The sequence below is a fragment of the Streptodolium elevatio genome (assembly GCF_053592165.1).
On sequence record NZ_JBSFVE010000001.1, the window covers coordinates 471,575 to 496,493 of the forward strand.

The following is a 24,919-nucleotide window of genomic DNA, read 5'->3' on the forward strand; positions in this document are numbered from 1 at the left end:
GGACCGCCCCCGCCTTCCCGCGGCGCACGCGCGAAAGCGCCCGAGGCGCCCGGCGAACCGGGAACCTCGGGCGCGGTGCGCTGACGGGGCTTCAGCGCGGTCTCGGGCACACCGGGACGCCTGCCGAGACGGCGGCCCCCCGCCACCGTCCCGGCAAAGCGTCCCGGTCACACAGCGTCCCGGTCACACAGCGTCCCCGCCCGCCGGCGTCAGCGGGTGATGGTGCTCTTGCCGAACGTCAGTCCCACGAACGTGACCACCATCCACAGCGGCATCGTGATCGCGGCAAGCCCCGGCACCGACATCACCACGAAGCCGATGACGGGCAGCGCCACCAGCACGGCACCGACCCACCCGATCCAGCGGTCGACGGTCCGCTCGCGAAGCGCCATCCAGCACACCGCGCCCGCCGCCACCAGGACCCCGAACCACGGGATGTAGGCGCCGAAGTCGTTGAGCATGAAGTAGACGTAGCGCCCCTGCACGTCGAACGCGTCGCTCTCCGGGCCGCCTTCGCCGTAGATGCCCATCGCGCCCTTCCACCCGTAGCCGAGCGTCAGCCCCCCGGCCGCGGACACCAGTGCCAGGCTCACCACACCGGCCGCCGTACTGCCCGGCACGCGCGGCTCTACGCGGCGGCGCCACGCGGCCGCGGTCACGAGCAGCAGCGCCACCGCGGCGAAGCCGCCGAGGAACCCGGCGCGCGACACCATGACCTCGACGTCGTTCACCCGGTCGATGGTCATCGTGTCGGTCGGGCCGTCCGGCATGCCCATGCGGACGTCCAGCATCAGCGTCGAGATCCCGCCCAGCGCGCCGGCCGCCGCCCCCACGAGCGGCCAGTAGGTCCGGCGCACCGGGGTCTCCCCCACCCCGGTGCGCCCGTCGACCGGGCCCGGTTCCGTGTACGTCATGTGGATCTTTCTCCCCCCACACATGTTCGCCGCCTGCTTGACAGCCCCCCGGCGGCACGTACCGGACCCGATGCCCGGCGACATGGTCCACTTTCCGCGCCGCCGCGTCCCGGGCACCAGGGACACCGGCACCCCTCGTCCGGGATATCGGCCGGACCCCGGTGCCGAGTCCACCGGGGCTGAGGCAGCATGACCGCGTGACCACGCATCTGCCCGACGCCGGCGGCCTGGGGGACGCAGACGAGCCGACGACCCCGGGTGGAGCCGGCACGCCCGCGAGCGGAGCCGCCGCGTCCGCGGACGCGCGCGAGTCCGGTGCCGGGTCCAGGTCCGGTGCCGCGCGCCCGTCGCGGCGCGGGCAACTGCGCGCCCTCGCGCTGCGGATCCCCGAGTCGCGCCTGATCGCGCTGGCCACCGCGCTGGCGGTGGTCGCCGTCGTGTCCAGCGTCGCGTACGTACCGCTGTACCACTGGACCGCGGCCCGTGCGGACCTGCGCGCGCTGTCCGCCGGCGACGTGGTGCTCGGCTCGGCGTGGCCGGTGATCGGGGCGTTCGTGGTGCGCGGGCGGCCGCGCAACCCGGTCGGGTGGCTGCTGCTGATCCCGGCCTCGCTGTCGCCGTACCTCAACTTGTCGCTGTACGCCGTCATCTCCGAGGAGATCGCCGACGACCCGCTGCCGTTCGCGGACTTCGCCGCGTGGATCGGGACCTGGGGATTCGCCCAGTACTTCGTGGTCGTGCCGCTGCTGCTCCTGGTCTTCCCGGACGGGCACCTGCCCGGGCGGCGCTGGCGGATCCCGGCGTACGCGATCGTCGCGGTGGCCACGCTCGCCGCGCTGGCCGCGATGTTCCGCGACGGACCGATCGACGTGACGGACCAGGTCCACAACCCCTATGCGATACCCGGCACCCGGTGGCTGGGCTACGTCACGCTCGCGGGCGCCGGAACGGCGTTGTTCCCGGGGACCGCGCTCGGCGTCGCCGCCCTGGTCGTACGCACCCGGCGCGCGGTCGGCGTGCAGCGCACGCAGTTGCAGTGGCTGGTGCTCGGCGGCATGGTCCTGGTCATCACGTGGACGCTGTCGCTCGTCATCGCGGGCCGGCTGACCATCGACGTCCTGTTCGGCCTGGGCCTGCTCGGGCCGCCGGTCGGAATCGCCGTCGCGATGCTGCGGCACCGGATGTTCGACGTGGTCGTGGTCCTCAACCGCACGATCGTGTACGTGGTGCTGACCCTCGTCATGGTCGGCGTGTACGCGGGCCTGGTGGTCGGCGTCGGACGCGCCGCGCCGACCTCGACGCTCGGGTTCGTCGCGGTCGCGGTGATCGCGCTGCTCGCCGCGGTCGGCCGGGGCGCGGTGCAGAAGGCCGTGGACCGCTGGCTGTTCGGGCACCGGCACGACCCGTACGCGGTGGTCGCCCGGGTGGGCCGCCATGTCGCGCCCGCGTCGGAGCCGACCGAGGCGTTGCAGCGGCTGGTCGACGCGCTCCGGCGGGCCCTGCGGCTGCCGTACGTCGCGTTCCAAGGCGACGGCGAGACCCCCGTGGTCGCGGTGAGCGGCACTCCGGTGAAGGGCTGGCGGGCGGTGCCCGCGCACGCTCTCGGGCAGCACATGGGCGAGTTGCACGTCGGGATACGCCCCGGCGACGAGCGCTGGACGCCGGAGGAGCAGGCGGCCGTGGAGGAGGTCGCGACGCGCGCGGCGACACTCGCCTACGCGGCGGGGCTGGTCGCCGACGTCGCGCGCAGCCGTGCCCGGATCGTCGTCGCGCGCGAGGAGGAGCGGCGGCGCCTGCGCGCCGACCTGCACGACGGCGTCGGCCCCGCGCTGGCGGGCACCGCGCATCAGCTCGACGCGCTGGCCCGCCGCATCGAGTCCTCAGACCGGCCCGAACTCGCGGACCGGGCCCGGTCGATCCGCGACCGGCTGCGCCAGACCGTGACCGACCTGCGGTCCGTGGTGCACGGCCTGCGCCCGCCGATACTCGACCAACTTGGCCTCACCGGCGCGCTGCGCGACCTGGTGGCGGGCTACGAGACGCCGCACTGCTCGGTGGAGCTGAGGCCGGGCCTGGACACGATGCCCGCGGCGGTCGAGGTCGCCGCGTACGCGATCGCCGCCGAGGCGATCACCAACGCCGTGCGGCACAGCGGCGCCGGCGAGTTGTGGCTCGACGCGGCCGTGCGCGCCGGAACACTCGTCATCGAAGTCAGCGACAACGGCTGCGGAATGCCGGTGTACCCGCACGCGGGGGTGGGCCTGCGCAGCATGGGGGAACGCGCGGGCGAGGTCGGCGGACGCGTGGACATCCTGCCGCGCGCGGGCGGCGGCACGATCGTGCGGGCCACGCTGCCAGGCGGCCCCCAGTGACCCGCGGCGCCGCGTATGAGGCGCGTGCGCACCTTCCGCGTTCGACGACATCGACGTCGTCCTGCGCAGCCGACCCGACGCCGCCCTCGGCGTCATACGAATCCAACCCAACACTAAAGAACGGGCAGGGAATTGAGCGAGGACACGACGCCGGTAGGGGTCTTGGTGGTGGACGACCACCCGGTCTTCCGGGCGGGCATGGTGGCAGTACTGGAAGACCTCGACGACCTCGACGTGGTCGGTCAGGCCGGGGACGGAGCGGCGGCCCTCGACGAAGTGGCTCGCCTGGCACCGGACGTCGTACTGATGGACCTGCGCATGCCCGGCATGGGCGGTCTGGAGGCGACGGCGCGCATCGGCACCACGCATCCGGCGACCGCCGTCATCGTGCTGACGATGGACGAGGACGACGACTCGGTGTTCGCGGCACTGCGCGCGGGCGCACGCGGCTACCTGCTGAAGGAGTCGGACGGAGACGACATCCGCCGCGCGATCCTCGGGGTCGCCCGGGGCGAGGCCGTCTTCGGACCGCGCATCGCCCAGCGCGTCCTGGCGTTCTTCTCCGCCTCGCCCGCGCACACCCGCGGCGCGGTGCCCTTCCCGCAGCTCACCGACCGGGAGCGGGAGATCCTCGACCTGCTCGCGCACGGCCTCGACAACGGCGCCATCGCGCGCAGGCTGGTGTTGTCGGAGAAGACCGTCCGCAACCGGGTGAGCGACGTCCTCGCCAAACTCCGCGCCCGCAGTCGCGCGGAAGCGGTGGCCATCGCCCGCGACGCCGGCCTGGGCCCGACGCCGCCCGCCAACCAGAACTGAAGTACGTCGGGGAGCGACGGCCCGGACTATGTCTTCAAGTCGCGTCGGGCCCACAGGACGGCGAGGACACCCACCAACCACCGCGCCTTCCGCCGACCCGATCGCCGTGCCAGTCGTGCCAGTCGTGCCAGGAAGAATCGTCGAGCTACCAGGCGAAGCACTCGTCGGCCGAGTCGTCAAAGCACTCGTCGACCCACCCACCGAACTACTCGTCGAACTCCGTTCGCATAACGGCGCGTTCGCGCAGCGTCGCGGCCAGGTCGGCGAAGGCCCGCCCCCAATAGCCGTCTTCACCCGCGGCACCGGCCAGTCCCTCGATCTCGGTGGCGAGTGCGGGGTCCAGCGATCGTGCGGCGAGCCCGGTGACGCCGCTGAAGCTCCACGGGTACGCCGACTCTCGGGCCGCCCGCGCCAGCGCCTCCACCACGGCCCGTCCGAGCACCTTCGGCCACACCGCCGGGCAGCCGGCCAGGAGTTGGAACGCCTCCGAAAGGCCGTGCTCCGCGACGTGCTCCGCGACATGCCCGGCGCGTTCGTCCGCGGGCAGTACGGAGAGCAGGCGCGTCGGCGCGCCGCGGCCCACCTGGGCACGCGCCCAGTCGGCGTCGCCCTGGGCGACCGCCGCCCGCGCCCAGCCGTCGCGGATGTCCTCCGCCCAGCGGCGCGGCAGCCGCCGCCGCAGGATCCGGTCCGGGGTCTCCCGGAAGACGTCGGCCCAGAGCGACAGCGGGGTGGCGGCGACGATCTCGCCGAGCCACCAAGCCCGTTCCTCCCGTCCGGTGGGCGACGTACCGGCTATCCCGTCGCGGCGCATCGCCTCGTCGCAGACCTCCGGCGGCAGGACGACCACCGCGGCGGCGCCGTCCCTGCGCACGCAGGCCCGGGCGCGCTCGGCCATGCGCCGGGCCAGCGCCGATTCGGGCAGCGTGCTCAGCAGCGCGGCCGCCCCGGCGCGTACGGCCTTGCCCCGGTCGTCGAGGGCGGCTTCGAGGAAGGGCTCGTCGTCGGGCGAGAGCCCGGTACGCAGGACCGCGAGGAACTGGGCTCGGTCCTCCGCGGGTTCCTCGCGCCAGGTCCGCGCCAACAGGTCGCGGGCAGCGGCCGGGTCGCGCTGCCGCAGTGCGGTCAGGTGAGCGAGGCGTTCGCCGAACAGGCCGTGCTGCCAAATCCCTTCGTCCGCGGGCGACGACGACGCCGGGTCCTCCGCGACGTCGGCGGCGGCGACGCGGGCGGCCCAGGCCCAGTCCGGATTGAGGCGAGCGAGCCAGCGTCCGCGCGCACCTGCCAACGCGGCGACGTCCGTCCGGAGTTCGCTGTGCGAGCGGGCGGTGTCGAGGAGTTCGGGCAGCTCCGACTCGGGCGCCCGGAAGCCGCGCGCCCGCGCCTCGGCGAGCCATTCCGGCAGGAGTTCGGCGATGGCGGTGCGCCGGTCGCCGGTGCTGCTGCCGAGCAGGAGGCGCAGCCGTCCGCGCGCCCGCTCGGGTACGGCGGGACGCGGGTCCGGAGCGCAGGCCGGCAGCGGTGTTGCTCCCGTCCCCGGACGCCGTCCGGCCCGCCGGTGGACGAGCGCCAACGCGGCGAGGTCCAGAAGGCGTTCGGCCGAGTCCTCGCGTCCGATGCCGTCCACCGCCGCGCCCAGCGCGCTGCTCTTGTCGACACCGGGGACCGGTCGCTTGCCCGTGCCCACAAGGGCGGTCGAGACCAGGTCCTCCCACAGCGTCTCGGTGCCTGCCGTCATCACGATCCCCTGTTCTCGCGCACCGAAGTCCTTGCGCGCTCAGCCGAGTTCGCGCACCGCCGCGGTCGTCGCCGCCCACGCTCGGCGCCGGTCACCCTCGGCGCCGCCCGCCCTCGTCACCGGTCACACCCTCGTCGTCCATCGCCCATGTCCACGTTCGCCCTCGTGCCCCGCCGGCCGGCCTGCCGACTGCTCAGAGCGGCACGGCCCGGCCTTCGTGCCAGCCGGTCACCGGGGCGAATCCGCGTGCGCCGTACTCTCCGAAGACCGTCATACCGGCCCCGCCCGACATCGCCGCGAGCCGCCACAAGGACTCCTCGCGTGCCCGGGAGCGGTCGACCGGGAGCCAGAATCCGTCGCCGCCCGCGATGCGCCAGCCGAGCGAGTCCGGGACCGCCGCCACGTCCGCCAGGACGACCGGCCAGGTCTCCAGCCACGGTTCGCTGCGCAGCGCCTCGGCGTACGCCAATGCCGCCGTCTCCGCGTCGCAACCCGCCGGTTCGCCGGCCGGCTCGGGCGGCCCGTGCCGCTCCGCGACATGCGCGCGCAGCGGCGCGGCGGCGTCGTGGAACACGAGGTCGGCCTCGAAGCGTTCGCCCACCGGCAGCGCGAGTGCGGGGGCCTGGCCGCCCGCGCCGTAGGCGAGGACCAGGGCGGTGCGCCCCGACTGCTCGCCGCGCAGCCAGATCTGGCGGACGGTCAGCTTCTCCTCGTCGTTGTCGCGGCTGCCGAGGACCGTCCAGTGGTCGCGGACCGACGTACCCTGCTCGGCCGAGCGGCGCAGCAACTCCTGGGCGTCGACCTGCCATCCGATGAGCGACTTGAGCGAAGCCGCCAACGGCGGCTCCAACGTGTCCAGCCGGTCGTGGGCCCGCAGCACGAGCCACATCACCGCGTAGTCCTCCAGCAAACGGCCCGGCCAGCCCTCGCCGGAGCCGGGTCTTGTGCCGGCCCGGCGCAACCTCCCGGCGAGGCCCTGCGCCTGGGCGTCGACCATCGACGCGGCCATGGCCTCCCATGGGGCATAGCCGGCCCGGTCGGCACCGGCCAGCCCCTGACGCACCTGGTCGGAGAGCCACTGGCCCAACTTGTCGACGCCGCCCGCGACCCGGGCGGCGCGCTCTTCGGCACGCCGCCGTACGGCCTCGGGGTCGGCCGGACCCGCGGCCTGTCGCTCGACACGCTGCTTCTCCCGGCCCTGACGGTTTGTCAGCCAGCTCTCGACCCAGTCGGGCGCCGCTGCGGCATCCTCCGCGATGCCGCCGGCGGACCACAGCAACAACAGCCCGAGTGCGTGCTTGCACGGCAGTTTGCGGCTCGGGCACGTGCACGACCACGCCGGACCGTCGAGGTCCACCGCCGTGCGGTACGCCGTCGCGCCGCTGCCCTTGCACAGTCCCCATACACCGCGCTTCGCGGTCACATCGCCTGTCGCCCCCCGGCCATCCTCCCGGCCCTCTTCTCGGTTCTCGCGCTGATCGTCGTGCCCTTGGCCCGGCTCGGGAACGGGTATCTCCCCCGCCCCCAGTCCCGACCACGGCCCCGGGGCCGCCAGCTTCGATCCGGCCTTCTGCGACGCGGCGTCGGGTGCCAGTGCCAACACCCGGTCCGCGGTCCAGCGTTCCAGCATGACGGTCACGGTACGGCGTCGGGCCGACACCCGCACGGCCGGATCCGGAATCCCCCGCCGAACACGCGGGCGGCACAGGTTCGACGCACCGTCAGGTCGCGGGCCACGCCGGGGCGACGGCGAGAACGGCTCCGGGACAGCTCCGGGACACCTCCGAGACATCGGCGCGACGCCGTTGTCACCGGGGCGAAATACCCTGAGAAAAACGGATGTTCGTCGAGTCCGTCATGTTAACGGGGTGTTTCGTGGCAAGTCGGTCGGGGCATACCGGTCAGTAGGAACTCGCGCAGTGACCGGTCTGCGGCGTCGCCACCACAGGGTCTCCCTACTTGTCGTTCGCGATCCGCCGTCCCTTCCTTTCGAACCCACCCGCATCGACTCGTCCCGACTCGTCCGCGACTTGTTCCTCCGGCTGAACCCCTGGCCGGCCGGCCGGCCGCGTACATGTCCCCGACGACGCTTTGGGTTCGCCGTACGCCTCACCCCACACCCCACGCCTGAATCCCGCACGGAGGTGGGTCATGGCCGCGTTCCCGGAAACGGGACACGACGAAGCACCGCACGGCGGGTCCGCCGAGCCCGGCAGCCCGGCGGACCCGGTACGCAGGACCGCCGTTCCGCCGGTCGGCCTGCTGCGCGGCACGGTGCGCGAACTCGCCTGGATCGCCGGGCATCTCGCGCTCTACCCCACGGGCCTGGTCTCGCTGGGCGTCGCGGCCGTACTCGCCCCTCCCGACGGCCGGGACTCCGGTCCGCCCCCGGCGGTGCTCCCGTCTCCCCGCGACGAGCAGGCCGGTCCGCTGCCGGTCGTCCTCGTGCACGGGCTCGCCGACAACCGCTCGATCTTCGCGGTCCTGCGCCGCGCGCTCCGCCGCGAGGGGATTGCCCGCCTCCACCCGTTCGACCACAACCCGCTCGGCGGGGACGTACGCACGAAGGCCGAGCTTCTGGACCGGCACATCGCACGGGTCGTCGCCCGTACCGGCGCGCCCGGGGTGCACGTGGTCGGCCACAGCCTGGGCGGACTGATCGCCCGCTACCACGCGCAGTTCCTCGACAAAGGCGTGCGCGTGCGTACGGTCGTCACGCTCGGCACCCCGCACGAAGGCACGGCCGCCGCCCAATTGCTGCGCGCGCACTCGCTCGTCCGCGAGATGTGCCCGGACAGCCCCGTCGTCGCGGAACTCGCCGGACCCGCGCCCGGCTGCACGACGCGCTTCGTCGCCTACTGGGGTGACCTCGACCCCTTTGTCGTGCCGTGTGTCTCGGGGGCGCTGCGGCATCCCGACCTCGACGCGACCAGCGTGCGGGTCGGCGGCGCCGGTCACCTGACACTCCCGGCGTGCCGCCCCGTGGTGTCCCAGGTCTGCGCCCTGCTGACGGCGCCGCTCACGGCGCCAGTCGCAGCGCCGCTCGGCATGCCGGCCGCCGCGCGGAGCGCCGTTCCGTCGGCCACCGCCCCGCCCGCCGCCGACGCGGCCCCGGGCACTCCGCTCGCCGCGTAACCCACCACTCGGTAGGCGATAGAGACGTTGCCGGGCCCGATTTGGTTGCCCTGCTTGCCCGCCTTCATCCATACGAGTGAGTCGCGAATCGCCGCACAGGTGAGCCGCGGTGGATTGTCCCGGTCGCATTCGGAAGGCTAGAGTCCCCCCTTAATCGTTGTGGAAGGACCTGTCGAGCTTGCCCCCGCACGCTTGCGGAGGGCCGTATCTGCCCCCGAGACGAAGGCGAATCAGGTGACGGACGGCCATTATCCGGACGGCGACCCCTACGGTCGGGGCGTCGCGGACGAGGGCTACGGCACCGGCGCAAACGCTGCCTACCCCGCCTACGACTCGTACGACACGGGTGCGAACTCCGCCTACGGAGCCACCGCGTACGACTCGGGCGCGTGGCAGACGGGTGGCTACGACACGTCGGCGTACACGCAGTCGGCCTATCCGGCCGCGCAGACGGGCTACGACAGCGGGGCGTACGAGGCGGCGCCCGCGTCCCCCTACGTGGCCGACACCCCTTCTTATGGCACCACCGCCTACGACAGTTCGGCCTACGGAACCCCCGCGTACGGCACCACCGCCTACGACGGCTCCGGTTCCGGCTCGTACGAAGCCGTGGCGTCTTACGACACGTCCGGCTCGTACGCCGCGGTCGACAACAGCGGCGGCCACCCCGTCTACGACAGCGGCGCCTACCCGGCCGCGTCGTCCTACGAGACGTCCTACGACACGTCGTACGGCCAGACGGCGGTCATCCCGCAGCAGACGGGCTACGACTCCGGGACGGCCTGGTCGGGCGACACCGGCGCGGCGTGGTCCTCGGCCCCCGCCGCCGACATGTGGGCGGGTGACAACCGTCTAGGCGCCGACGCCTTCACCGACCCGCAGCGCAACGACGGCGGCGCGAGCGGCTGGTACGACGCGTCGACGCAGGTCCAGGAGCCCGCCCCGGCGTACGACGGCTATGCCGCCGCCTGGGACGACGCCGAGCCGTGGCACAACGGCAACGCCTCGGGCGCACCCACCCAGGCGTTCTCCGGCGGATTCGACACGGCCGGCGGATTCGACACGGCCGACGCGTACGACTCCACGCAGGAGTTCGCCACCGTCATCGTGGACCCGGACGCCGACGGCTTCGCCGCCGAGACCTACACCACCGGCGGATTCACCGCCGCCGCACGCCCCGCCGACGCACGCCCCGCGGACGAGTACAGCGCGGACGAGTACGCAGCCGCGGGCGAATATGCGACGGACGAATACCGCGACGAGCCCACCGGCGACTACGACGGCGCGTACACGGACGACGAAGACGAAGGGGAAGGCGAGCCCGACCCCCATGTCGCCGCCGTGGCCGCCGTCGCGGGTCTCTCCGCCACCGCCGCGGGCAGCCGTGCCGCCCGCCGCAAGACCACCCGGCGCACGCGCCCGATGGCCCGGGTCGCGGGCGCGTCGCTGGGCGTGCTCGGCGCGACCGCCATGGCGGTCGCCGCGGCCGGCGGCATCCAGGCCGCGGACAAGCAGGGCACCGTCGCCGACGACACCGTCGCCGCGGGCCCCGACGTCCCGCTCGCCTCGCCGCTCGACCAGCAGTTCACCGATCTGCGGGACAGTGCCGCGGACTTCGCCGACCGGGCGAGCCGCGCGCAGGCCCGGGTCGCGCTCCAGGAGCGCCAGGAGGAGATCGCCCGGCAGCAGGAGGAGGAGCGCAAGAAGCGCGAGCAGCTGCGCCCCAAGTACGTCCTCCCCGTCGCCCCCGGCCTGTCCGCCTACTTCGGCCAGGCGGGCGGCCGCTGGTCGAACCTGCACACCGGCATCGACTTCCCGGTGGACCGCGGTACGCCGGTCCGCGCGGTCACCGACGGCGTCGTGCGCACCGAGTGGAACCGCTCGTACGGGAACATGGTCATCCTGACCGCCGCCGACGGCACCGAGACGTGGTACTGCCACCTCACGCGCGCGAAGGTCAACTCCGGTCCGGTCAAGGCCGGTGACGTGATCGCGTACTCGGGCAACAGCGGCAACAGCACCGGCCCGCACCTCCACTTGGAGGTGCGCCCGAACGGCGGTGCCCCGATAAATCCCATACCGTGGCTGCGCGCCAAGGGCCTCGACCCCACGGGCTGACCCCGGGGGACGTCGGGGTCAGCCGCACGGCACCGCCCCGATCGGCACCGCCGTCGGCACCTCTCCTCGCCATGCAATACCGACGCGATCACTCGTCGCGGCAAGGGAGCAAGGGGTTCGGCCGACACAACGGACAACGTAGCGGGGCCCGGTGACATCGCCACCGGGCCCCGTTTCGCGTGTGCGGGTCGCGTGCCCCTACAGCTTCTCCACCGGGGCGTAGCGCAGCAGGAGTTGCTTGGTGCCGGTGGCGCCGAAGTCGATGGTGGCCTGCGCCTTGTCGCCCTCGCCCTGCGTCGCGACGACGGTGCCGAGGCCGAACTTGTCGTGCGTGACGCGGTCGCCCGGCTTGAGCGCGACGACCTCGCGGTCGGTGATGCGGCTCGGCCCGCTGAGACGCCCCAAGGGCGCCGAACGGGTGGTCCGGGTGGCGGACAGCGCCTGGGCCGCCGACGGCGCGCTGTTGCGCCACTCGACCAGCTTCTCGGGCAGCTCCTGAAGGAACCGGGAGGGCGGGTTGTACGCGGGCGCCCCCCACGCGCTGCGGATCTTCGCCAGCGTCACGTACAGCCGTTCGCGGGCTCGGGTGATCCCGACGTACGCGAGGCGCCGCTCCTCCTCCAATTCCTTGGTGTTGCCGAGCGCCCGCACGTGCGGGAACACGCCGTCCTCAAGGCCGGTCAGGAACACGACCGGGAACTCCAGGCCCTTCGCGGTGTGCAGCGTCATCAGCGTGACCACGCCGCCATCGTCGTCCGGGATCTGGTCGGAGTCGGCCACCAAGGCCACCTGCTCCAGGAAGTCCGCGAGCGTGCCCTCGGGTTGCGCCTGCTCGAACTCCAGGGCGACCGCCGCGAGTTCCTGGAGGTTCTCGATGCGCGTCTCGTCCTGCGGGTCCGTGGACGCCTGCAACTCGGCCAGGTAGCCGGTCTGTTCGAGTACCGCCTCCAGGACCGTGGCGGGGCCGGCGCCGCCGTCCACGACCGTGCGGAGCCGGTCGATCAGCGCCACGAAGCCCGCGACGGCCTTCGCCGAGCGGGTCGCCATGCCCGGCGCCTCGTGGGCCCGGCGCAGCGCGTCCGCGAACGGCACGCGATCGCGCGCGGCCAGCACCTCGACGCACGCCTCGGCGCGGTCGCCGATGCCGCGCTTGGGCACGTTGAGGATGCGCCGCAGCGAGACGACGTCGTCGGGGTTGGCGAGTATCCGCAGGTACGCGAGCGCGTCGCGGACCTCCTTGCGCTCGTAGAAGCGCACGCCGCCGACGACCTTGTACGGCAGTCCGACGCGGATGAAGACCTCTTCGAACACGCGCGACTGCGCGTTGGTGCGGTAGAAGACCGCGACCTGGCTGGGGGTGATCTTGCCGGTGTCGGTCAGCCGGTCGATCTCGTCGGCGATGAACTGCGCCTCGGCGTGCTCGTCGTCGGCCGTGTAGCCGGTGATCGTCGAGCCCTGCCCCGAGTCGGTCCACAGGTTCTTCGCGCGCCGGTTGCTGTTGCGCTCGATGACCGCGTTGGCGGCGGTCAGGATCGTCTGGGTGGAGCGGTAGTTCTGCTCCAGCATGATCGTCGTGGCGTTCGGGTAGTCCGACTCGAAGTCGAGGATGTTGCGGATGGTGGCACCGCGGAACGCGTAGATGGACTGGTCGGCGTCGCCCACGACGCACAGTTCGGCGGGCGGGACCTCGGCCAGGCCCTCCTCGGCGGGGTTGACCAGGTCGCCGTCGACGGTGCGCTTGGGGCCGTGCCCGGCGGCGCCGCCGACGAGCTCGCGGACCAGCACGTACTGCGCGTGGTTGGTGTCCTGGTACTCGTCGACGAGGACGTGCCGGAAGCGGCGGCGGTAGTGCTCGGCGACGTCCGGGAACGCCTGCAGCAGGTTGACCGTGGTCATGATGAGGTCGTCGAAGTCGAGGGCGTTGGCCTGCCGCAGGCGCGCCTGATAGAGCGTGTACGCCTCGGCGAGCTTGCGCTCGGCGTCGTTCTGCGTCCCGGACGCGTAGGTCTCCGGGTCGATGAGCTCGTTCTTGAGGTTCGACACCTGCGCGTTGAACTTGCGCGGGGGGTGCTGCTTGGGGTCGAGGTCCAGGTCGCGGCACACCATCGCCATGAGCCGCTGCGAGTCGGCGGCGTCGTAGATGGAGAAGGTCGAGCTGAGGCCGAGCTTCTTGTACTGCTGCCGCAGGATGCGCACGCACGAGGAGTGGAACGTGGAGACCCACATGGCCTTGGCGCGCGGGCCGACCAGTGCCTCGACGCGTTCCTTCATCTCGCCCGCGGCCTTGTTGGTGAAGGTGATCGCGAGGATCTCGCCGGGGTGCACGCCGCGCGCGCCCAGGAGGTACGCGATGCGGTGGGTCAGCACGCGGGTCTTGCCGGAGCCGGCGCCCGCGACGATGAGCAGCGGGGAGCCCTCGTGGACGACCGCGGCGCGCTGTTGCGGGTTCATGCCGTCGAGCAGGCGCGCGGGATCGATCACCGGCTTGCGGGCGCCGTTGCGGTAGTGGCCCTCGTACGGCTCGGTCGGCGGGGCGTAGTCGCCGTCGAACAGGTCGTCGGGAGCCGGGTCGTACTCGGGCGGCGGCGGGGCGTCGTCCGGCAGCGGCTCGGCGGCGGGCGGCGGGATCTCGGCGTCGAACCCCGGCAGCGGCATGTCGTCGAAGAGTTTGCTCATCGTCTGCCGAGTCTACGAGCCGCGGGCGGTGTTCCGGTGCCCGCCCGCCTCGGCCCGGGGCGAACTCAGGTCCACATGACGGCGATGACGATGTTGGCGACGGTGAGCAGGCCGACGGCGCCGAAGAGCTGCACGTCGACGCGCTCCTTCGCGCGGTTCGTCCACACCATGAGCAGGATCCCGATGAGGATGGCGAGCTTGACGCTGATCTTGGTGTTGTCGACGTCGAGGTCGTCGGCCTGCCGGACGCCGACCAGCGCGATGCCGGTGACGAGCATCGTGAGGGCGCCGTGCGTCATGGCCGGGTTGATGCGGACGTCTCCGGTCTTCATCCCCTTCATCTGGGTGAGGAAGCCGCCGAGCAGGGACCCGATCCCGATGATGTGCAGGACGAGCAGAAGTTGTCGGACGACGTCCACGAAACGCTCCTCACGGTGGGATGGCGCTCCGAGACTACAAAAATCACAAAGCGGACAATGAAACGGCCCTCAAGGTAAAGACTTGGCAATGCGGCCCGGAAAGCTGGGGGTCGTGACACTCCTGTGACTAATGTTCTCGGCCAGGCGGCCGTACCCCCGTGCTCCACCAGGAGTGCACGGCCGCCACCGCCGAGTCCGGCGACGTACCGAGGCCGCCCCCACGGCCGAGGAGCACGAGCCGGAGCCGGGGACCCAGGTTCCCATCGAGGCGAATCGGGTCCGGGCCCGCCAGTCCGGAGTCGTAGGGCGTCTTCTTCCGCCCGAGCCTGTCAGCTAACCCGGTAGGCGGCCGAGGAAGGAGTGACGCTTTCGTGGCGTCTCATCGCCGTCCCGCGCAGCACCGCCGGATAAAGCCGCGCAGCGCCCCGAGGGGTGCCGCCACGCTCGCCACCGCCGCCGTGACCATGACCGGTGTCGTGGCGTTCGCCGGCACCTCGAGCGCCGACCCGGCGCCCACCTCCGCGCAGGTGCAGGAGCAGGTCAACCAGCTGCACCGCGAGGTCGCCAAGGCGACGGACGTCTTCAACGGCGTCCAGGAGCAGGTCGAGGTGCTGCAGAAGGAGTCCAACGCGACGCAGACCCGCGTCGCCGAGGAGCAGGCCGCGATGAACCAGCTGCGCGAGCAGATCGGTGTCATAGCCGCCGAGGAGTACCGCAACGGGGGCATGCCGCCCGAGCTCCAGCTCGCGCTGAGCGGCGACCCCGCGATGTACCTCCAAAAGGCCCAGATGCTGGACCAGATCGACAGCCAGCAGGCCACCCGCCTCGAACAGATCGCCGCGCAGGCGCGCATGCTCCAGCAGGACCGCGCCGAGGCCTCCCAGCAGCTCGCCGACCTCGACGCGCTGCGCAAGGACCTCAACGGCAAGAAGAACGAGATCCAGGAGAAGCTCAACAAGGCCCAGGCGCTGCTCAACACCCTCACCGAGGCCGAGCGCCAGGCCGTCCTGGAGTCCAACGACCACGCCGACGAAGAGCGCACCGACGACCGCGCCGGGCGCGACAAGCCCGAGGCCGAAGAGCCGCTGCCGAACGTCCCGGCCTCCGGGCGCGCCGCGGTCGCCGTCGACTTCGCGATGGACCAGCGCGGCAAGCCGTACGGCTGGGGCAAGGCGGGGCCGAGCTCGTTCGACTGCTCCGGCCTCATGCAGGCCGCGTGGGCGAAGGCGAACGTCAAGCTGCCGCGTACCACCTGGGACCAGGTCAAGGTCGGCAGCCCGGTGTCCAAGTCCCAGCTCCAGCCGGGCGACCTGATCTTCTTCTACTCCGACATCAGCCACGTCGGGATGTACATCGGCGACGGCAAGATGGTGCACGCCCCTCGTCCGGGATCCGTCATCAAGGTCGCCCCGATCACCGAGATGCCGTTCCACTCCGCGCGCCGCGTGGGCTGACCCGCCGCACCACGTACCGCAGGCCCCCGATTCCGGTGCTCCGGAATCAGGGGCCCGCGTCGTTTCGGGTCCTGCCGCCCAGTCCTGCGCCCGGGCCTGCCGACGGGCAGCCGCGCGGTCAGACCAGGCGGCGGTCGGTCGCCCAGCGGGTCAGCTCGTGCCGGTTGGACAACTGCAACTTCCGCAGCACCGCCGACACATGCGTCTCGACCGTCTTGACCGAGATCACCAGCCGCCGCGCGATCTCCTTGTACGCGTAGCCGCGCGCGATCAGCCGCAGCACCTCGCGCTCGCGCTGCGTCAGCCGGTCCAGGTCCTCGTCGATCGGCGGTACGTCGGTCGCCGAGAACGCGTCCAGCACGAAGCCGGCCAGGCGCGGCGAGAACACCGCGTCGCCCTCGGCCACCCGGCCCACGGCGCGTACGAGTTCGTCGCCGGTGATGGACTTCGTGACATAGCCGCGGGCGCCGCCCCGGATGACCCCGATGACGTCCTCGGCCGCATCCGACACCGACAGCGCCAGGAACCGCACCCTGCCTTGCAGGCCGGCGCACTGCTTCAGCACCTCGACGCCTCCCCCGCCGGGCAGGTGCACGTCGAGCAGCACGACCTCGGGCATCGTCGCGTGGACGACCGAGACCGCCGACGCGACGTCCTCGGCCTCGCCGACGACCTCGACGGCCTCGCCGATCTCGGCGCGCACGCCGGTGCGGAACATGCGGTGGTCGTCGACCAGTACGACGCGCACGCGCGGTTCCGGCGCGTCCGCCGCCGCGCGCTCGGCGTCCTGCCGGGGATCCTGCGGCGCGTCGTGCGGCGCGTTCTGCGGCGGGTTCTGCGGCGTGCTTCGCCGGGGGGTGTGCGGGGTGTCCTGCGGGCCCTGGGTGCTCACTTGGTGCTCCTGTTCCTCGACGCCGCCTCGCCGCGCGCCATCTCGAGCTCGACCTCGGTGCCTTCGCCGGGCTCGCTGCGGATCACCGCGGTACCGCCGTTGCGGCGCATGCGCCCGAGGATCGACTCTCGCACACCGAGCCGGTCCTCGGGCAGCGCACCGGGGTCGAAGCCGGGCCCGCTGTCGCGTACGAAGACCGTCACCATCGTGTCCTCGACCTCCGCGAACACCTGGACCGGCGCGCCCGAGGCGTACTTGGCGGCGTTCACCATCGCCTCGCGCGCGGCGGCCAGTTGCGCGGCGAGGCGCTCGTCCACCGGGCAGTCGCCGACCGACACGATCTCGATGGTGGCTCCGTGCATGTCCTCGACCTCGGCGGCCTCCTGGCGCAGCGCGGCGGCGAACGTACGGTCGGGCTCCTCGCCCTCCGGCCGGTACAGCCACGCGCGCAGTTCGCGCTCCTGCGCGCGGGCGAGCTTGGCGACCTCGCGCGGGTCGTCGACGTGCCGCTGAATCAACGTCAGCGTGTGCAGCACGGAGTCGTGCACATGGGCCGCCACCTCCGCCCGCTCCTGCGCGCGGATGCGTGCCCTGCGCTCCGCCCCCAGGTCGCGCGTCTGGCGGAGCAGGAACGGCCCGAAGATCACCAGCAGCCCGAACAGCAGCAGCGCCGCGCCCCGCAGCGCCGCGAACGCGTCGCCCAGGCCGCCGCGGTAGGCGACGAAGAAGCCGATGCCGATCGCGAAGACCACGAGCCCGATGGCCGTACGCACGATCCCGGCGGTACGGCTGCGCCCGTCGAGCGACAGCCAGCGGGTGCGCTGCGCGTCGTCGGCCTGCCGCCACACCAGGGCCACGCCGGCCGATGCGACCAGCAGCGGCCACACCCACGCGCCCCGGTAGCCGGCGTCCCCGGCGACCGCCATGACGAGGGCGAAGGCCAGCAGCGCCGTGACGATGGCGAGGGCGGCGTGGCGCGACTTGCGCTCGCGGGCGTCGGCCGGTTCCTGGCGTACCTCCGCGCCGCCCTCGGGCACGTTGAGCCACAGCAGGCCGTACAGCACCATGCCGAGACCGCCGCCGAGGGTCAGCACCACGAACCCGACACGGATCCACACCACGTCCACCGCGAGGTGCCGGGACAGTCCGCGCGCCACGCCCGCGACGATGCGTCGCGAGGAGTCGCGGTACAGCGTGGGGGCCGACCGGCCGACCGTGGGCTCGAAACCCAGATAGGTCTGCGCGTGGGAGGCGGGAGGAGGTGCTGAGGTCACACGACCGATCGTCACACGCACGGGCTCGGCGACGCATCAGGGTGCGACCCTGATTCGCCCTCAGGGTCACCTCGGGGTACGACCCGGGCCCCTCCTGATAGGCGCGCACGCGCAAGGCCAGCACGATGGAGGCATGAGCGAGCGGGACGACCGAATCAACAGGGGAATGCGTTCCGCGAATGCGGACGCCGAGCCAAGCGAGGTGCCGGCATGAGCGGGACGAGCCCCCACCCGACCGGGACCACGCCGCGGGCCGAAACGGGCGACGGCGGGAATCCGCCGCTGCACCGCCCTCCGCACGACCGCGTGGTCTCGGGTGTGTGCGGCGGTCTCGGCCGGCACTTCGGCGTCGACCCGGTGATCTTCCGGGTGGTGTTCGTGGTGCTCGCCCTGTTCGGCGGCCTCGGTGTGCTGCTGTACGGCCTGGGCTGGCTGCTGATGCCGGCCGACGGCCAAACGGCGCCCCTGGCACGCGAGGTGCTCAACGGCCGCGGCATCGGTGCCGCGATCCCGGCGATCGCGCTCACCGGCATCGGCGTCGGCGTCTTCTTCAGCTACATCGACAACGGCTTCGACGGGGCGGTGCCGCTGCTGATCGTGGCCGCGATCATCCTGTACGTCGCCCAGCAGAGCACCCGGCGCAACCTGAAGGCCGCGGGTGTCGAGACCGCGGCCACCGCACCCCCGGCGGGCGTACCGCCGGCGGCGCCTCCCGTCGCCGACGCGCCGCAGGCCCCCGGGCCGCCGCTGGCGCCCGGGCCCGCCAAGTGGTGGCGGGCGCCGACCGGCAAGTCCCCGGACAGACCGGCGCCTTCGCAGGAGCCGAAGCCGCGCAGGCCGCGCTCGTACATCGCGGTGGCGACGGTGTCGCTCGCCGCGGTCGCGGGCGGGGTCATGTGGTGGCTGGACACCGGGACGTCGGCCGACATCTCGGTGCAGGCGGCCCTGGCGGTGGTCCTCGCGATCCTCGCGGGCGGCATGCTGGTCGGCACCTTCTTCGGCGGCGGCCGGTGGTTGATCCTGCCGTCCTTCGCGGTCGCGGTGCTGCTGAGCGCGGTCGCGGCGGTCACGGTGCCGTTCGTCGGGCCCAGCGGGGAACGGACCATCACCCCGGCGACGGCGGAGACGGTCTCGGCGAGTTCGCCGTACCGCATGAAGTTCGGCGAGATGCGGCTCGACCTCACCGAGCTCGACCTGACCGGGCGCGACCCGGCCGAACCGGTCCGCGTGGTGGCGACCGTGGGCGCCGGGAACATGCAGATCTACCTGCCCGACGACGTGCGCGTGATCATCGAGGCAGACGTCGACCTCGGCAACATCGACCTTCCGAACGGCAGCAGCAGCGGCTACCGGCCGGACCGCGACGCGGTCCTCCCGCCCGAGAACGGCGGCCCGCCGCGCGGCACGATCGCGCTCGACCTGGGAGTCGGCGTCGGAAACGTGGAGGTGTTCTATGGAGCCCCGTGAGCCGGAACCGCGCGGGCCGGAACCGCGTGAGCCGGAGCCCCGCGAGGCGGCGCTCGGCGAACCGAGCACAGGCGCCACCCCGGAAGACACGCACGAGGGCACGGGCGCGGACACCAGCGAGGGCACGTACGCGAGCGCAGACGACAGCACGCACGAGACCGCGTACGAGAGCACGCCCGAGAACGCCGACGGCGACCCGCCGGTGGACTCGCCCGACGACACACCGGAACGCGACTCGGAGGAGACCAAGGTGCTCGGCATCGAGCAGTCCGCAGCGACCGAACCTCCCGCCACCTCGCACGTACCCGTGGAAGACCCCGACTGGCGGCCGGGACTGCTGCCGCGCGACCCCGGCGTGAGCGGCACGAGGGGCACGAGCGGCGTGAGCGGGAGCACCGCACCCTTCTTCGCCGCGTCCGAGTCCGCGCCGAAGTCCTTTGGCTCTTCTGCCCGTTCCCCTCGGGGCGACATCGCCCGCCGGCACGGGTTCGACCCGATGGCCATGGTCGCCGGCGCCATCTTCATGGCCATCGCCGTGATGTACATGCTGGACGCGGGCGACGCGGTGGACGCCCGGCCCGGCCTGATGCTCGCGCTCGCGGTGATCGCGGTCGGCGCGTCCGGCTTCGTCGGCGCGGTCTGGGCGATGCTCACCGGACGCCGCAGGCGGCGGGCCGTGACCGCGGACGCCGAGGCGTCCGCGGTGGACCTCACCAAAGCGGGCTGATCAGGCCCCGAGAACGCGGTCGGGATCCGCGGTTCGGCCTCTCGTCGGGGCCGGTCCGCGGATCTCGGCGTTGCCGGTGTTCCAGCGCGGCCCAGGGCGTTCCAGGGGTTTCCAGCGCGTGTTCCTGGGTGTTCCTCGGGTCAGTCCGCGATTTCGATCTCGTACGGGTTCGACTCGACGCCCGACGCCGTCACGACGCACAGTTCGACCCGCCCGGGGTCGACGTCCACCGGGATCGGCACGACGAGCACCGCGTCGCACGGGTTGGCGAACCCCGTCTCCGTCGGAACGAGCGGCGCGTACACGTGCACCGCGCCGAACCGTACGACCACGCGGGCGAGTTGGTCGGGCTCTTGGGCGCCGGCGCCGACCAGGTTGGTGCCCCGGATCTCGATGTCGTCGCCCTGCCGCACCGCCGTGTCCAGGTTCCCCGGCACGTGCACGCGCACGACCGAGAGGATCACCGGGCGGTTGTTCTCGACCAGCTTGGCGACGACGTAGACCGCGACCGAGACCATCGCGAGGGCGACGAGCGTCGCCGGGATGTCGGGCAGGGCGCCCGGATCGCGGGCCAGGCCGACCACCACGAAGCCGACGGCGACGAGGTTGACCAGCACGTACTGCGCGTCGGTGAGCGAGCTGCGGCCCGCGTCGTCGGTCGCCAGGTCCCGCAGGCGTCCGCGGTCGGAGTGCGGCTTCTGCAGGACGCGGCGGTTGACCTTGTCGCCGACGACGCGGCGTACCAGGACCGCGGCGAACAGCGGCGCCGCGAACAGCGCGATCTGGTCGGCGGACACCGAGCCGAGGCTGTCCAGCAGGTCCGAGCGGTCGTCGCTGTCGGAGGCCGCGGCCAGGCGTACCGCGAAGAAGGCGAACGTGTAGGCGAGGGCTACGGCCCACAGCCCGGCGACGGCCTTTGACGTGGACAGGCGGCCGTCGACCCCCCGCACCGGCGCGTAGAGGCCGGCCCCCGTACGGGCCCAGTACGCGACGCCGGTCAGGACCGCGGTCGACACCACGGCCGCGGCCAGGGCGGCGGTACGCGTGACCGTCCACCCGGTGCCGATCGCGGTGAGCGCCTCGACGACCAGGAGCACCACCACGGCGCCCCACAGGAACGCGATCGTGCGAGTGCCAAGCAACCGCAGCGCGGCGCGGCCGTGTGCCCGCCGCTTCACCGCCAACTCCTGCGAGCGCGCGCGGAGTTCGTCGTCTATCCACTGCCGGGTGGCGGGATCGGAGGGCGCCACGACGGACGGCACCCCCTCGCGGCGGGCGAGCGCGCGCCGTGCCTCGGCGAAGCCCTCGTGGGCCCGCCGGTACTCCTCGCGGACCACGCAATGGCAGTCCGGCCCGTGCACGCTGACGCCGTGCGCCATCGAGAAACCCTCCCCTGGGAGCGGCGGCGCGCCGAGTCCGGTGATCGCACCTGCCAGCGGCATTCTGCCGCATGCGGGAGGTGCCGATGGTGCCGGTGGGGTACGGGATTTCCCCGGCAGCCACCCCGCGGTTCACCCGGACCCCACTGTGCTTAACCTGGGCAATAGTAGGACTTCCTAGTATCTTGGGGGCCAGGCATCTGTCCGTGCGTCGCCCATGCGTTGTCGGAGGCTTCCGTGGCCCTGTACGTCCCGACCCGTCCCGTGCGGTTCGTGACCGCGTCCGCCCTGTTCGACGGGCACGACGCGGCCATCAACATCATGCGGCGGATCCTCCAGTCGCAGGGCGCCGAGGTGGTGCACCTCGGCCACAACAGGTCGGTGAGCGAGGTCGTCGACGCGGCCCTGGAGGAGGACGCCCAGGGCGTCGCGGTCAGCTCGTACCAGGGCGGCCACGTCGAGTACTTCGAGTACCTGGTCGAGTCCCTGCGCGAACGCGGCGCCGACCACGTGCGGGTGTTCGGCGGCGGTGGCGGCGTCATCATCCCCGAGGAGATCTCCCGCCTGGCCCGGTCGGGCGTCACGGTCTTCTCCCCCGAGGACGGCCAGCGCCTGGGCCTCGCCGGGATGATCAACACGCTGATCGAGGCCTGCGACGTCGACCTCGCAGAGCGGCCCGCCGCCCTCGACGCGCTCCTCGCCGGCGACCGGGGCGCGCTGGCCCGCACGCTGACGGTCGTGGAGAACCGCGGGCTGGGCGACGCGGACCTCGCGGCGGTGCGCGCGGCGGCCGCCGACCGGCGCGTACCGGTCCTCGGCATCACCGGCACCGGCGGATCGGGCAAGTCGTCGCTCACCGACGAACTCGTCCGGCGCCTGCGCACCGACCAGCAGGACAAGCTGCGCGTCGCGGTGCTCGCGGTGGACCCGACCCGGCGGCGCGGCGGCGGCGCACTGCTCGGCGACCGCATCCGGATGAACGCGCTCGACGGCGAGCGGGTGTTCTTCCGGTCCGTCGCGACGCGCGCCGCGGGCCGTGAACTCCCCGAGCGCATCGAGCAGTTCCTCGACGTGTGCAAGGCGGCCGGCTACGACCTGGTGATCCTGGAGACGCCGGGCATCGGGCAGGGCGACGCGGCGGTCACGCAGTACGCCGACACCTCGCTCTACGTCATGACCCCCGAGTTCGGCGCCGCCTCCCAGCTCGAGAAGATCGACATGCTGGACTTCGCCGACGTCGTCGCGATCAACAAGTTCGAACGCCGCGGCGCGGAGGACGCGCTGCGCGACGTGTCGCGGCAACTCGTGCGCAACCGCGAGGCGTTCGGCTCCCGGCCTGAGGACATGCCGGTGTTCGGCACCAGCGCCGCGACGTTCAACGACGACGGCGTGACGGCGCTGTACCAGCACCTCGCGGAACGCCTCGCCGAACAGGGTCTGCCGCTGGAACCGGGCGCGCTGACGCCGGTTTCGGTGCGTACCTCCACCGGTGCGGCGCACATCGTCCCGGCCTCGCGCACCCGCTACCTGGCCGAGGTCGCCGAGACGGTACGCGGCTACCACGCGGAGACGCGTACCCAGTCGGCGGCCGCGGCCCGCCTCCAGCGCGTCGCCCTGGTCCGCGACGAACTCCCGGACCCCGTCGAGTCGGTGGACGCGCTGCACGCCGACGCGGAGGCGGCCGTGACGGCGGACTCCCGGGAGCTGCTGGCGGCCTGGCCGGCGACGGTCGAGGCGTACTCGGGCGACGAGCAGGTGGTGCGGGTCCGGGACCGCGAGATCCATACCGCCCTGACCCGCGAGTCGTTGTCCGGCAACCGCATCCGGCGCGTCGCGCTGCCGCGCGTCACCGACCACGGCGAACTGCTGCGCTTCCTGCGCGAGGAGAACCTGCCGGGCCACTTCCCGTTCACCGCGGGGGTGTTCCCCTTCAAGCGGGACGGCGAGGACCCGGCGCGGATGTTCGCGGGCGAGGGCGACCCGTTCCGCACCAACCGCCGCTTCAAGCTGCTGTCCCACGACGGCGAGGCCACGCGGCTGTCCACGGCCTTCGACTCGGTCACCCTGTACGGCCGCGACCCCGACGAACGCCCGGACATCTACGGCAAGGTCGGCACCTCGGGCGTCTCCGTCGCGACGCTCGACGACATGAAGGCGCTGTACGACGGCTTCGACCTCACCGCGCCCTCGACGTCCGTCTCGATGACCATCAACGGACCGGCGCCGACGATCCTGGCGTTCTTCCTCAACACCGTCGTCGACGCCGAACTCGCCAAGTTCCGGGACGCCGAGGGCCGCGAGCCGTCCGAGGCCGAGGCCGCCGACATCCGGGCGAAGGCGCTGGCAACCGTACGCGGCACCGTGCAGGCCGACATCCTCAAGGAGGACCAGGGCCAGAACACCTGCCTGTTCTCCACGGAGTTCAGCCTGCGCATGATGGCGGACATCCAGGAGTGGTTCATCCGCAACCGCGTCCGCAACTTCTACTCGGTCTCGATCTCCGGCTACCACATCGCCGAAGCCGGTGCGAACCCCATCAGCCAGCTCGCGTTCACCCTCGCGAACGGCTTCACGTACGTCGAGTCGTACCTCGCCCGCGGCATGGACGTCGACGATTTCGCGCCGAACCTCTCCTTCTTCTTCAGCAACGGCATGGACCCGGAGTACTCGGTCCTCGGCCGCGTCGCCCGCCGCATCTGGGCGGTGGCCATGCGCGACCGCTACGACGCGAACGAGCGCAGCCAGAAGCTGAAGTACCACGTGCAGACCTCGGGCCGCTCACTGCACGCGCAGGAAATGGACTTCAACGACATCCGCACGACCCTGCAGGCGCTCATCGCCATCTACGACAACTGCAACAGCCTGCACACCAACGCCTTCGACGAGGCGGTCACCACGCCCACCGAGGAGTCGGTCCGCCGCGCCCTCGCGATCCAGCTGATCATCAACCGCGAGTGGGGCCTCGCGATGAACGAGAACCCGCTGCAGGGCTCGTACATCATCGACGAACTCACCGACCTGGTCGAGGAGGCGGTCCTCACCGAGTTCGACCGCATCAGCGAACGCGGCGGCGTGCTGGGCGCGATGGAGACCGGCTACCAGCGCGGCCGCATCCAGGACGAGTCCATGCTGTACGAGCAGCGCAAGCACGACGGCACCCTCCCCATCGTCGGCGTCAACACCTTCCGCGCCCCGCACGCCGACGACGCCCCGCCCGCCCCCGTCGCCCTCGCCCGCGCCACCGAGGCCGAGAAGGAGTCGCAGCTCACCCGCGTCCGCGACTTCCGCACCCGGCACCGCTCCGACGCGGACGCCGCCCTCGCCGCCCTCAAGCACGCGGCCACCCACAACGAGAACGTCTTCGAAGTCCTGATGGGCGCATCCCGCGTCTGCACCCTCCAACAGATCACCGAAGCCTTCTTCGAAGTAGGCGGCGCCTACCGCCGCAACGTCTGACCCCCACAGCCGCACCGGGCCGACCGGTGAACGTCGAACGTTCCGTCCCGTCGAGACTCCCCGGCGTAGTCTGATACCGACG

At 72.5% G+C, this 24,919-nt stretch carries 16 protein-coding genes and 1 riboswitch; of the genes, 8 read left to right on the forward strand and 8 right to left on the reverse strand.

The genetic code is table 11. The features are described 5' to 3' along the window. Positions 1 to 209: 209 nt before the first annotated feature. Positions 210 to 914, reverse strand: coding sequence for a hypothetical protein (locus tag ACWD12_RS02060; protein WP_358356639.1), 705 nt, complete (start codon positions 912 to 914; stop codon positions 210 to 212). Between the two features lie 197 nt (positions 915 to 1,111). Between ACWD12_RS02060 and ACWD12_RS02065 the strand changes: the two genes are divergently transcribed. Both ACWD12_RS02065 and ACWD12_RS02070 read left to right on the forward strand, forming a co-directional pair. Further along, positions 1,112 to 3,286, forward strand: coding sequence for a histidine kinase (locus tag ACWD12_RS02065; protein WP_450097932.1), 2,175 nt, complete (start codon positions 1,112 to 1,114; stop codon positions 3,284 to 3,286). Positions 3,287 to 3,418: 132 nt separating this feature from the next. After that, positions 3,419 to 4,102: a response regulator gene (locus tag ACWD12_RS02070; RefSeq protein ID WP_450097933.1), complete on the forward strand. Its 684-nt coding sequence runs from the start codon at positions 3,419 to 3,421 to the stop codon at positions 4,100 to 4,102. Positions 4,103 to 4,307: 205 nt separating this feature from the next. On the opposite strand, the gene ACWD12_RS02075 is transcribed toward ACWD12_RS02070, so the two are convergent. Together ACWD12_RS02075 and ACWD12_RS02080 are read right to left on the reverse strand one after the other, a co-directional pair. After that, positions 4,308 to 5,840 (reverse strand): DUF5691 domain-containing protein, encoded by a 1,533-nt coding sequence (locus tag ACWD12_RS02075; protein ID WP_450097934.1) that lies wholly within the window; start codon positions 5,838 to 5,840, stop codon positions 4,308 to 4,310. 193 nt (positions 5,841 to 6,033) lie between these two features. Further along, positions 6,034 to 7,470: an SWIM zinc finger family protein gene (locus ACWD12_RS02080; protein WP_450097935.1), complete on the reverse strand. Its 1,437-nt coding sequence runs from the start codon at positions 7,468 to 7,470 to the stop codon at positions 6,034 to 6,036. Between the two features lie 521 nt (positions 7,471 to 7,991). On the opposite strand from ACWD12_RS02080, the gene ACWD12_RS02085 reads away from it, so the two are divergent. Together ACWD12_RS02085 and ACWD12_RS02090 are read left to right on the forward strand one after the other, a co-directional pair. Next, positions 7,992 to 8,975, forward strand: a complete 984-nt coding sequence (locus ACWD12_RS02085) for an esterase/lipase family protein (RefSeq protein WP_450097936.1) — start codon at positions 7,992 to 7,994, stop codon at positions 8,973 to 8,975. 234 nt (positions 8,976 to 9,209) lie between these two features. Next, positions 9,210 to 11,093 (forward strand): peptidoglycan DD-metalloendopeptidase family protein, encoded by a 1,884-nt coding sequence (locus tag ACWD12_RS02090; RefSeq protein WP_450097937.1) that lies wholly within the window; start codon positions 9,210 to 9,212, stop codon positions 11,091 to 11,093. A gap of 198 nt (positions 11,094 to 11,291) precedes the next feature. Here the strand turns inward: ACWD12_RS02090 and pcrA are convergent, their stop codons facing one another. After that, the gene (gene pcrA / locus ACWD12_RS02095) at positions 11,292 to 13,769 is read right to left on the reverse strand and encodes a DNA helicase PcrA (protein ID WP_450097938.1); all 2,478 of its coding nucleotides are present in this window, start codon (positions 13,767 to 13,769) and stop codon (positions 11,292 to 11,294) included. Between the two features lie 65 nt (positions 13,770 to 13,834). After that, entirely contained in the window at positions 13,835 to 14,188 is a 354-nt protein-coding gene (locus tag ACWD12_RS02100; RefSeq protein WP_450097939.1) for a hypothetical protein, read from the reverse strand. Positions 14,189 to 14,414: 226 nt separating this feature from the next. Next, a riboswitch (cyclic di-AMP (ydaO/yuaA leader) is annotated at positions 14,415 to 14,551 on the forward strand. An 8-nt stretch (positions 14,552 to 14,559) separates the two neighbouring features. On the opposite strand from ACWD12_RS02100, the gene ACWD12_RS02105 reads away from it, so the two are divergent. Further along, entirely contained in the window at positions 14,560 to 15,642 is a 1,083-nt protein-coding gene (locus ACWD12_RS02105) for a C40 family peptidase (protein WP_358356622.1), read from the forward strand. 118 nt (positions 15,643 to 15,760) lie between these two features. Here ACWD12_RS02105 and ACWD12_RS02110 read toward each other — a convergent pair whose 3' ends face one another. Beyond that, positions 15,761 to 16,360, reverse strand: coding sequence for a LuxR C-terminal-related transcriptional regulator (locus ACWD12_RS02110; protein ID WP_450098197.1), 600 nt, complete (start codon positions 16,358 to 16,360; stop codon positions 15,761 to 15,763). A 170-nt stretch (positions 16,361 to 16,530) separates the two neighbouring features. Continuing rightward, positions 16,531 to 17,808 (reverse strand): ATP-binding protein, encoded by a 1,278-nt coding sequence (locus ACWD12_RS02115; RefSeq protein ID WP_358356620.1) that lies wholly within the window; start codon positions 17,806 to 17,808, stop codon positions 16,531 to 16,533. A gap of 210 nt (positions 17,809 to 18,018) precedes the next feature. Between ACWD12_RS02115 and ACWD12_RS02120 the strand changes: the two genes are divergently transcribed. Together ACWD12_RS02120 and ACWD12_RS02125 are read left to right on the forward strand one after the other, a co-directional pair. After that, positions 18,019 to 19,275, forward strand: a complete 1,257-nt coding sequence (locus tag ACWD12_RS02120; RefSeq protein ID WP_450097940.1) for a PspC domain-containing protein — start codon at positions 18,019 to 18,021, stop codon at positions 19,273 to 19,275. Then, complete coding sequence (locus ACWD12_RS02125; RefSeq protein WP_450097941.1) at positions 19,262 to 20,002, forward strand: hypothetical protein; 741 nt, start codon at positions 19,262 to 19,264, stop codon at positions 20,000 to 20,002. Before ACWD12_RS02120 ends, ACWD12_RS02125 begins: the two co-directional genes overlap by 14 nt. A gap of 140 nt (positions 20,003 to 20,142) precedes the next feature. On the opposite strand, the gene ACWD12_RS02130 is transcribed toward ACWD12_RS02125, so the two are convergent. After that, entirely contained in the window at positions 20,143 to 21,444 is a 1,302-nt protein-coding gene (locus ACWD12_RS02130) for a hypothetical protein (protein WP_450097942.1), read from the reverse strand. Positions 21,445 to 21,618: 174 nt separating this feature from the next. On the opposite strand from ACWD12_RS02130, the gene icmF reads away from it, so the two are divergent. Then, positions 21,619 to 24,837: a fused isobutyryl-CoA mutase/GTPase IcmF gene (gene icmF / locus ACWD12_RS02135; RefSeq protein WP_450097943.1), complete on the forward strand. Its 3,219-nt coding sequence runs from the start codon at positions 21,619 to 21,621 to the stop codon at positions 24,835 to 24,837. Positions 24,838 to 24,919 lie beyond the last annotated feature (82 nt).